This is a genomic window from Plesiocystis pacifica SIR-1 (assembly GCF_000170895.1).
Lineage (GTDB): Bacteria > Myxococcota_A > Polyangia > Nannocystales > Nannocystaceae > Plesiocystis > Plesiocystis pacifica.
The window spans coordinates 144,305-154,189 of the sequence record NZ_ABCS01000010.1 but is presented as its reverse complement, the minus strand read 5'-3'; the positions used below and the strand labels follow the sequence as shown (position 1 = coordinate 154,189).

Sequence of the window (9,885 nt, the reverse complement as noted above, 5' to 3'; positions counted from 1 at the left end):
CGTCGCAGTTGTCCCCGGACAGGGGCTCTGGCTCCGCTCCAGTTTCGGAGCTGTCGGTGTCCGCGGTGTCGGTCTCGGAGCTGGTGTCTTCGCTCTCGCTCTCGCTAGTGTCCGAGTCGGTGGAGGCCTCGTCCTTGCAGCTCTCACCATCCACAGCCCCTGAATCCCTCGCCTTGCTACCCTGGGCTCGTGCCGCGATCGAAGACTCTGCACATGGCGCTCGGCCCGGTCGACGCGCCATCCCACGAGCAGGTCGTCGCGGTTCAGCGCTTTCTCCAGCGAGGTCGCCAGCGAGGCCTCGAGCGCAGCCTGGACGCCATCTTCCTTGCGCTCGCGGACACTCGCTGGACCGTTTTGGGTGCGGTCGACGAGCACTTCGCCGAGGTCGAGCTGGAGGCGTTGATCGAGGAGGGGCTCCCCGCGCTGTTGCTCGAGCCCACCCAGACCCTCGACGCCATGCAGCAGGCCGCGGGCCTCGAGCGGCGGCCTCCCGGTCTGGTGCTCGATCTCTTGCTCCGCCCGACCTTCGTGGGGGCGACGCACCTGCGCTTCTCGAATACGCCCGAACGTATCCTGGCCACGTATACGGACCGCTACGACCCAACCTGGCAGCTCTTCCCCAGCGACTGGCTCGACCTCCCCGAGGGCGCGCCGTGGCAACCCCCGCGGGTCATCGAGCTCGCTTCGCCCTTGCCCTCCAGCCCGGTCGTCAGCCCGGCCGAAATGGCCGAGACCCTCGACGCAGCCCGGGCCGTCTGCGCGAGGGGGCTGGAGCCGTGCCGATGTCGAGATGGCATGCTCGTGTCCTTCCGGGCGGCCGATGACGCCGGCCAATACGACCTGCACAGCTGCCACATGACAGACCACGGCGCGCTGCGTGGGCTCGTCGGGCGGGCGCTCGAGCTGGCGCTGGACGCCTTCGGGGACGCCCCGCTTCGCGCGCGCCTATCGTCGACGCTGGACTACGTACCCCGCCCAGGTCGCTAGCGCTCGGCCCTCAGCGGGTGATCCCGACGATCCGCCAGCTGTTGTACTTCTTCTCGAGCATCACGATCACCGAGTCCCCGGCGATCTCGAACACCGCGTAGAGCCGGCCTTCGCCCTCGCTGACGCCCGCGGGGACCGAGCCAAACTTCTTGCGCAGGCCCGCGGCCGTGTAGGTGCCCGAGTGGCGGGCCGACTTGCCCTTGACCTCGTCGGACATGGCCTCGAGCAGCCCGCGGAGCTCGTCCTTGTTGCGGGCGGCGATGGCCGAGCCCGAGCGGAAGGGGATCGAGCTGCGGTTGACCATGGTCGAGACCTCGCCCTTGGTGAACGCGCGGGCCCAGTTCTTGGCGATGGCCGTGGCGACCGGATCGACGCCGGTGCTCGGCGCGGACGCGGGGCCTTCCGACGCCGCGGGCGTGCGGTTGCCAGACAGCATGCCGCCGCCCTTGCCCTTGGACTTCTCGCCGGGCTTGGCTGCGCCGCCACCACCACCGCCTCCGCGGCCTCCTCCTCCTCCGCCACCGAGGCTCGGCGCGGGCACGCCTGGAGCAGGGACGCCGCCCCCTCCGGCTCCGCCGCCGCTAGTTCCTCCACCAGCACCAGCTCCTCCGCCGCCACCGGCTCCTCCGCCGCCGCCAGCACCACCCGCTCCCACGGGCCCGGAGCCGCCAGTTCCCAGACCGCCCGTCCCCCGGCCGCCGGGCGCGACGAAGGGTCCTGCGGGGCTCCCAGGCGGCGGAGCACCCGGGGCGACGCCCGGGCCAGGCTCGGGCGGCGTACCACCCTGCGGACGCTGGACGACGGGACCGCTGGGCACGGGCTGGGCTCCAGGCGGCGGAGTCTGATGCCGCCGCAGCTCTTCGACTTCCGGCTCCGAGGGCGGGGCCGCGGGTCCTTCGGCCGAGGGGTTGCGCCGGGCCATCGTCCGCCCCTCCCCTTCCGGCGCTCCGCGACCGCCCCCGCGCGACCGATGGTGCACGTGGGGGACGTCGCCCTCGCCAGCGTTGTCGAGGATGTAGGGCTTCGCACCGAAGGTCCCGCACGCGTACTCGTTGCGGTGGAAGTCCCAGTGCATGTAGATCTTCCCGTTGCCGCTGCGGATCGCCTTGGGCGGGTTGGGGTACGGCCCGGTCGCGAGCACCACCTCGCGCGCGGCCGCGTCGAAGGAGGAGTTGCCCGAGTGGTGGATGGTGCGGACCTTGTGGATCGTGCCGTCGCCGTTGAGCACGATCTCGACCTTGGTCCACAGGTTCATGTCGTTGAGCGGGTGGCTCGCGGGGTGGCTGTCGAGGGAGTCGAGGTAGCCGAAGGCCCAGGCCTCGTGGATGCCCCGGTGCATCGCGGCGATGTAGCGGGCGAAGGGGTGCTTGCGCGAGTTCAGGGCCGTCTGATTGCCGGCCTGGACCTCGGGCACCATGTTCTCGAGGGGCGACTGGTAGGCGTCGCGCGCCGAGTCCCACACGCCCTTGCGCTTGCTCAGCTCGAGGGACTCGGTGTTGCGCGGCGCGTTGTGGTCGTGACCAAACACCGCGTCCATCTCCTCGTGGGACAGCTTGAAGCGGTAGCGGGGGTCCCGGCTGGTGATCCGCGCCTGCTGGTCCTGCTCGAGCACCGTCGACGAGCGCTCCTGGGCCGTCGCGACCACGCCGTCCTCGGCCTCGATGGCCAGCTCCTCTTGCTCGACCATGGCCTCCGCGTGCTCGCGGGGCTCGAGCTCGCGGGTGGCGAGCAGCGACTCGGGGTTGGGGTCGTTTTGCTCGGGCCGCGCGTCGACCTCTTCGGGGCGGACCTTGGGCGCCTCGCGGGCCTTCGCGCTGCGTTGGGTCTCGGTCTGGGCGATCTCGGTCTCGTCGGCTGTGCCCCGATCGGGGGACTCCGTGGGCTCGAGCTGGCTGGCCTGGGCCTCGAGGGCGTCCTGGCTCAGGTTGGTGATCTCCGCTCGGGTCTGCTCCTCGACGCGGCGGTCGATGTTCGACAGGTAGTCCGCGTCCTCGTTGGTCTGCTGGTCGTCGAACTCGTCGAGCTGCTCGACCATCTTCATGTCGCGCAGCTCCTCGAGGGGCGGCGGCGGCTCGGGCTCCTGCGCCGGCTCGGGCTCGGGTTCCGGCTCAGGCTCCGGCTCGGGCTCAGGCTCCGGTTCGGGCTCCGGCTCGACGAGCTCGAAGTCCTGCTTCTCGAGCTCCTTTTCCTCCGGCTCTTCCTCTTCCTTCTCTTTGTCCTTCTCGTCCTCTTCCGGCTCCGGCAGCTCGGGCTCGGTGAGGTCGACGACGAGCAGCTCCTCTGGCTCGTCCTCCCACGGCTCGCTTTCGAGCAGCTCGACCGCTCCGCTGACCGCGCCATAGTTGAGCCCCACGGACAGCAGCACCAGCCCCACGGCGATCGCCAGCGGTGGCCCGCGGCGCTCGTTGGGGTACTGCTGGATCCGGTGGGCCACGCCTGAGAGTAGCAGGGAAGCTGGAGTCGGCTCCCTGCGCCAGAGCACACGCTCGGGGAGGCCGGAAGGCTTCGCTCGGGGTGTCTACGCGGGCGTGAGGCGGGGCTGACAGGCGAAACGCAAGGCGGCGGGTGTGCCGCCATGCTGGCCAAATTGGGGGCTCCGGATCAGCCGCGTGAACGGCGTGCACATCGCGCCGATGGCTATGCTGGGCCTGCGTGGGTCTGCGTGTCACCTGGCGAGTGCCGTGCTGGTGCTCGATACCGCTTGCGAGTACGAGCCTCCGCCCGACCTCGAACCGTCGACGGGTGCGGATGAAGCCGGAGAGGACGAAGCGGGGGCGTTCGACACCGTGGTCTTCGACGGGGCGGGTCTTGGCGAGAGTACCCCTCTACTGTCATGGACGCGACCTTCTAGCCCGTGGAGGCATCTGGCGTTGTCCCAGACGCGCTCGTCGGGGTACTCCAACGGTGATGCGCATCGCGCTGCTGTCCACCAACCCGCAACTCTACTCCACGCGACGGACCCTCGAGGCTGGCGAAGCCGCCGGGCACGAGATGATCCTCGTGGATTACCTTCGATGCTACATGAGCATCGCCAGCCACCGCCCGACCCTCATCTACCAGGGCGAGTCCCTCGAGGACATCGACGCCGTCATCCCCCGGATCGGGGCTTCGAAGTCGATCTACGGCGTCGCCGTCGTTCGCCAGTTCGAGATGATGGGGGTCTACACCGCGAACACCTCGCAGGCGATCTCGCGCTCACGCGACAAGCTGCGCGCCCTCCAGCTCCTGTCGCGCAAGGGGATCGGCATGCCGATCACGGCCTACGCCCACTCCACCGAGGACATCGACGGCGTCATCGAGCTCGTCGGCGGCGCCCCCCTCGTGATCAAGCTGCTCGAGGGGACGCAGGGCATCGGCGTGGTCTTGGCCGACACCAACCAGGCCGCGCGGAGCGTCATCGAGGCCTTCCGCGGCCTCAACGTCAACATCCTCGTCCAGGAGTTCATCAAGGAGGCCAAGGGCGCGGACATCCGAGCCTTCGTCGTCGGCGAGAAGGTCGTCGCGTCGATGCGTCGGCAGGGCGCTCCCGGAGAATTTCGCTCCAACATCCACCGCGGCGGCGAGGCGACCAAGATCAAGCTGACACCCGAAGAGCGCAGCACCGCCGTTCGTTCGGCCAAGGCCATGGGCCTGCGGGTCGCGGGCGTGGACATGTTGCGCTCGAACCACGGGCCCGTCGTCATGGAGGTCAACTCCTCACCTGGCCTCGAAGGCATCGAGACGACGACGGGTATGGACGTCGCGGGCAAGGTCATCGAATTTGTGGCCAAAGACGCCGAGGCTCGCCGTGGCAAAACCGTCCAGGCTTGAGCGAGGCGGCGTGGAGAGCATACGGGTCGGCGCCCTCGAGGCAGCCCCGGGGACATGCGTGCATGGAGACATTCCGGTCGCGCGGCTTCCGACCCAGGGCTGGCTGGAGCTCCCCGTCGCGGTCTTCAACGGCGCCCGCCCTGGCCCACGCATCTGGGTCAGCGCCGCGATCCATGGCGACGAGCTCAACGGCGTGGAGGTCGTGCGGGAGCTGGTGGAGCAGCTCGACCCTGCCAAGCTCGCGGGCGCTCTAGTCGCCGCGCCCGTCGTCAACGTATTCGGCTTCACGGCGCGGTCGCGCTACACCCCCGACGGTCGCGACCTCAACCGGGTGTTCCCGGGCAATAAACGCGGCTCCCTGGCGAGCCGGCTCGCGGCCCTGTTCATGGGGGAGATCGTCGCGCAGTGCGAGCTGGGCATCGATCTACACACGGCCGCCGAGGGTCGCACGAACGTGCCGCAGGTCCGCTGCGATACGGGGCAAGCCAAGCTCCGCGAGCTCGCGGGGGTCTTCGGGAGCTCCATCGTCCTCCACTCGCGGCCAGGAAAAGGGACACTGCGCGGAGCCGCCGCCAAGAAGGGAATCCCCGTCCTCTTGTTTGAGGGCGGAGGACCACACACCTTTGATCGCGCGGTCGTTCGCGAGGGACTCAACGGCCTCAAGCGCATCATGAACCACCTGGACATGTATCACTGGCGCGTCCCCAAGGTCTCACGCGCACCGGTCGAGTACAGCTCGAGCCGGTGGCTGCGTGCGCCGTGCAGCGGGCTGTTCCGCCCCAAGATCGCCGTCGGCGCAAAGGTCCAGCAGGGCCAGATCCTCGGCTCGATCGGAGATACCCTCGGCGGCTGCCCCCGGGAGGTGCGCGCGCTCTTCGGTGGCCGCGTGATCGGCGGGGCGACGCACCCGCTGGTTCATCAAGGAGACGCGCTCTTGCACGTCGCCCAGCTCGAGGGCTAACCCGCCGAGCGCACCAGCAGCGTCAGGTAGGCGACGAACAACGCCACGAGGACGCCGCCCTCGAGTCGCGAGACACGGTAGCCAGAGCGCATGAGCGGGAAGAGCAGCGCCGCGAAGCCGATCATCCACCAGCTGTCGACGCTCACGAGCTCGGGGTCGACCGCCACGGGGGCGATCAGCGTCGTCGTCCCGAGGATCCCGAACACGTTGAAGATGTTCGAGCCCAGGACGTTGGTCAGGGCGATGTCGTCCCGCCCGCGTACCGAGGCGATCACGCTCGTGACGAGCTCGGGCAGGCTCGTGCCTGCCGCGACGATCGTGAGCCCGACGACGCGCTGAGATGCACCGAGCCCCAGCGCGAGCGCGCTCGCGCCGTTCACCAACACCGAGCCCCCGAGGACGAGCAAAGCCATCCCCAGCACCAGGCCGAGGCCCGAGAACAACCAGGCCTTCGCGCCCCTGAGCTCGCCGCCGAGCGGGGCCGGCAGCGCCTCCGCGAACTGCTCCTCTTCGGCGGGCGCGGAGGCTGTACGAGCGATCCAAACCAGGTAGGCGATGAAGGCGACCTGCGCCCCCAACAAGAACCCACCCTCGAGCCGATCGACGCTTCCGTCGCGGGCGAGCAGGTGAAGCTGGCAGACCGCCAGGAACATCACGGGCCACTCGAGGCGGACCGAGTTCCCCAGGACTCGCAAGGGAGCCACGAGGGCCGCGACGCCGACGATCGCAGCGATGTTGAAGATGTTCGAGCCGATGACGTTGGCGAGGGCGATGTCGGGCTCCCCCGCGAGCGCCGCCTTGGTCGAGACGACGAGCTCGGGCATCGACGTCCCTGCCGCGACGATCGTGAGTCCGATGACCGCCGGGCTGACCCGGAGCAGCTGAGCGAGGCTCGTCGCGCCGCGCACGAGGGCCTCGCCACCTGCGACGAGCAGCGCCAGGCCCAGTAGCGTCATTGTGATGGGGATCAGCACGTGACCTCAAAACCCGCGCGAAGAAGGGCCCGTCCCCTCGAGGTGGCACCGTCGCAGCCAAGCTCCGTACAGCTTCGATCGCTTCCGATCGGGTCGGGGCATGGACGGGGCTCGCGGGACATCGGGCGACGACCGGGATAGGGTAACGCCGAACAGCCGGGCACTCCCGACAATGGGATCCAAGAGCCGAACCGCGCGTACTCCGCTACACCTCGGAGCCCCCTGCCACGCCCAAGCCGAGCGGTCATGGCAAGCAAGGTCTGCTCGCGCGTGATCCTGCACGGGCAGCCGCGACCGCGCCGCCCGTCGGAGGAGCAGAACGAGGCTCCACTCGGACCAGGCGCCGATGTATCGTCCTCGACGATCATGACGGGACGGCTCCTAATCATCGACGACGACGTCGACGCTCGTGAACTCCTCGCGGCCAACCTCGAGCTGCGTGGACTCGAGGCCGTGGCGTGTCCAGGGGCAGAGCAGGCCCTCGCCTTGCTCGAGGCTGCGGGCTTCGACATCGTCATCACTGACGTGCACATGCCCGGCATGTCGGGCATCGAGCTGTGCGAACTGCTGACCGAGCGTCACCCCCACACGCCGGTTCTGGTGATGACTGGTCAGGCGAGCATGGAGCTCGCGATCGCGGCCTTGCGGGCGGGCGCCCACGACTTCGTGACCAAGCCGATCGACGTCGAGGGTCTCGCCCACCGAATCGCCAAGGCCTTGCGCGAGTCCGAGCTGCAGGGCGAGATTCGTCGCCTGAGGCGGGTCCTCGACAGCCGCGGCTCTCCCTCAGCGTCGACGATGATCGGCGAGAGCGCTGCGTTGCGAAGGGTCCAAGCTCTCGTCGATCGCGTCGCAGAAGCGGACGTGCCTGTCCTCGTGACGGGTGAAAGCGGAGTGGGCAAGGAGCTCGTCGCCCGAGAGCTGCACGCGCACAGCGCGGCTGCCGAGGGGCCCTTCGTCGCGCTCAATTGCGCCGCGGTCCCCTCCGAGTTGCTCGAGAGCGAGCTCTTTGGCCATGTCCGCGGCGCCTTCACGGACGCCAAGCGCTCGCGCGACGGGCTCTTTCTTCGGGCGCGGGGCGGCACCTTGTTCCTCGATGAGATCGGCGAGCTGCCCCTGGACATGCAGCCCAAGCTCCTGCGGGTGCTTCAGGAGCGAAAGGTGCGGCCCGTGGGCGGCGACCGAGCGGTGCCCTTTGACGCCCGCGTGATCACGGCGACCAACAGGGACCTCGAGGTCGAGATCGAAGAGCAGCGCTTTCGTCAGGATCTGTTCTATCGAATCAACGTCATCAACATCCACGTGCCGCCTCTGCGCGCTCGAGGAACCGACGTGTTGCTGTTGGCGCAGCACTTCCTGGCTCGAATCGCCGAGCGGACCGGGCGCGAGGCCCCGCGAATCGACACCCACGCGGCGGCGCGGATGTTGGCCTACGACTGGCCCGGCAACGTGCGTGAGCTCGAGAATTGCGTCGAGCGGGCCGTCGCGCTGGCACTCGGACCCACGATCACGCTCGCTGAGCTGCCCGACAAGATCGCTCGCTACGAGCGCGGCGAGCTCGTCATCGCCGCCGACGACCCCGAGGAGCTCCTCACCCTCGAAGAGCTCGAGCGACGCTACATCCTCCGGGTGCTGCGCGCGGTCAAGGGGAACAAGACTGAGGCTGCGAAGGTGCTCGGCCTCGCACGGCGCACGCTCTATCGACGGCTGGAGCGCTTGGAACGCGACGAGGCTGGACATGGTGCGGCGGTGAGCCAAGCTGGGTCCGAGGCGAGCAGCTGATGACCCCGCGAACGAGTCAACGAAACCCGCGCCTGAACGCGGTCCGCAAGTCCCTCGAGCGGCACCGTGAGTACCTGGCCCTGCTCCAGGGTGTCACGGAGGTCGCCAACGAGTCGAGCGAACTCCAGCCTGTCCTCGCCGAGGTCGTGTCGATGACCTGTGAATCACTCGGCTGGCCCGTGGGCCACGCCTACATCGTCGAAGACGGCGAGCTCCGGGCTCGGGGCGACTGGTACGCGGACGAGGACGTCGAGACAACCCCCCTCGAAGCGCTGATCGACCGGACCGAGTCCCTCGACAGCACCCCGGGGACCGAGCAGGCCCTCGCCGACGCGGAGCCTGCGTATCGGCCGGTCGCTGACGTGGCTGACCCACAACGCCAACGCGCCCTCGCGTCCCTGGGGCTGAGCTCGATCTTCCACGTCCCAATCCGCTCCCGTGACTCTGTCGTCGCTGTGCTCGAGTTCTTCGCGCCCGCCGTCGAGGAGAGCAAGCTCGCGGATCTCGAGCCGATCCTCGCTAGCATCAGCGCAGCGGTTGGACGGGTCGCCGAGAGGGAGACATCGGCGCGCCAGTATCGCGAGCTGATGCGGGCCGAGTTTGACCGCGAGCACGCCGAGCTGCGCGCGGCAGAGCTCCAGGCTCTGGCTACCAAGCTGCGTCAGCGCAACGAGGAGCTCGATCAGTTCGCGTACGTGGCCTCCCACGACCTCCGCGCCCCGTTGCGCGGGATCGGCAACCTCGCCAGCTGGATCGCTCGGGACCTCGAGCCCCACCTCACCCCCGACACCCGGCGATACCTCGCCCTGCTCGAGAATCGAGTCCAACGCATGGAGGCGCTCATCAGCGCCCTGCTCGAGTACTCCAGGGTCGGGCGCAACGCCATCGGGGCCGAAGACGTCGAGGTCGATGCCTTGGTCCGCGAGGTCATCGACCTGCTCGGCTCCCGGGACGCCATCGAGTGGATCGTGGAGCCCCTGCCCCGGATTCACTGCCAGCGACTGTTGCTGCGCCAGACGTTTCACAACTTGATGTCGAACGCGCTGAAGCACGCCAGCGGTGAGGACGCTCGGGTCCGGATCTCGGCCGAGCCGGCTCGGGTGGGGAGGGTGTCGGGCTGGCGCTTCGCCGTCGCAGACAATGGCCCTGGCATCGACCCGCGCTACCACGAGCGCATCTGGGAGATCTTCCAGACCCTGCGTCCCCGGGACGAGGTCGAAGGCGCAGGCATGGGCCTGTCCCTCGTTCGCAAGATCGTCGAGACCCGCGGAGGCTCACTGGGCCTCGACTCCCAGCTGGGAGAGGGCGCAACCTTTTGGTTCACCTGGCCAGCGTCCCCCGTAGACGAGCCAGCGCGGGAGCAGGGCTGAC

General features: G+C 69.1%; 7 protein-coding genes. 5 read left to right on the top strand and 2 right to left on the bottom strand.

The window, feature by feature from the left end; all coding sequences use genetic code 11:
• Positions 1–213 precede the first annotated feature (213 nt).
• Positions 214–987: a hypothetical protein gene (locus PPSIR1_RS07535; RefSeq protein ID WP_006970420.1), complete on the top strand. Its 774-nt coding sequence runs from the start codon at positions 214–216 to the stop codon at positions 985–987.
• A 10-nt stretch (positions 988–997) separates the two neighbouring features.
• Here the strand turns inward: PPSIR1_RS07535 and PPSIR1_RS50715 are convergent, their stop codons facing one another.
• The gene (locus PPSIR1_RS50715) at positions 998–3,421 is read right to left on the bottom strand and encodes a TonB family protein (protein ID WP_006970419.1); all 2,424 of its coding nucleotides are present in this window, start codon (positions 3,419–3,421) and stop codon (positions 998–1,000) included.
• A 473-nt stretch (positions 3,422–3,894) separates the two neighbouring features.
• On the opposite strand from PPSIR1_RS50715, the gene rimK reads away from it, so the two are divergent.
• On the top strand, positions 3,895–4,797 hold the full coding sequence (rimK, locus tag PPSIR1_RS07525; protein WP_006970418.1) for a 30S ribosomal protein S6--L-glutamate ligase: 903 nt from the start codon (positions 3,895–3,897) through the stop codon (positions 4,795–4,797).
• A 58-nt stretch (positions 4,798–4,855) separates the two neighbouring features.
• Positions 4,856–5,758, top strand: coding sequence for a succinylglutamate desuccinylase/aspartoacylase family protein (locus tag PPSIR1_RS07520; protein WP_006970417.1), 903 nt, complete (start codon positions 4,856–4,858; stop codon positions 5,756–5,758).
• On the opposite strand, the gene PPSIR1_RS07515 is transcribed toward PPSIR1_RS07520, so the two are convergent.
• Positions 5,755–6,732: a calcium/sodium antiporter gene (locus PPSIR1_RS07515; protein WP_006970416.1), complete on the bottom strand. Its 978-nt coding sequence runs from the start codon at positions 6,730–6,732 to the stop codon at positions 5,755–5,757. The genes PPSIR1_RS07520 and PPSIR1_RS07515 overlap by 4 nt on opposite strands.
• A 366-nt stretch (positions 6,733–7,098) precedes the next feature.
• Here PPSIR1_RS07515 and PPSIR1_RS07510 point away from each other — a divergent pair, with 366 nt between their 5' ends.
• Together PPSIR1_RS07510 and PPSIR1_RS42080 are read left to right on the top strand one after the other, a co-directional pair.
• Positions 7,099–8,514: a sigma-54-dependent transcriptional regulator gene (locus PPSIR1_RS07510; RefSeq protein ID WP_006970415.1), complete on the top strand. Its 1,416-nt coding sequence runs from the start codon at positions 7,099–7,101 to the stop codon at positions 8,512–8,514.
• A complete protein-coding gene (locus tag PPSIR1_RS42080; RefSeq protein ID WP_006970414.1) occupies positions 8,514–9,884 on the top strand; it encodes a sensor histidine kinase in 1,371 nt (456 codons plus the stop codon). Before PPSIR1_RS07510 ends, PPSIR1_RS42080 begins: the two co-directional genes overlap by 1 nt.
• The last annotated feature ends 1 nt before the right edge of the window (position 9,885 follow it).

Coding starts and splice junctions, on each gene's coding strand:
- PPSIR1_RS07535 (WP_006970420.1), top strand. CDS start 214: ATGGCGCTCGGCCCGGTCGACGCGCCATCCCACGAGCAGGTCGTCGCG.
- rimK (WP_006970418.1), top strand. CDS start 3,895: ATGCGCATCGCGCTGCTGTCCACCAACCCGCAACTCTACTCCACGCGA.
- PPSIR1_RS07510 (WP_006970415.1), top strand. CDS start 7,099: ATGACGGGACGGCTCCTAATCATCGACGACGACGTCGACGCTCGTGAA.
- PPSIR1_RS42080 (WP_006970414.1), top strand. CDS start 8,514: ATGACCCCGCGAACGAGTCAACGAAACCCGCGCCTGAACGCGGTCCGC.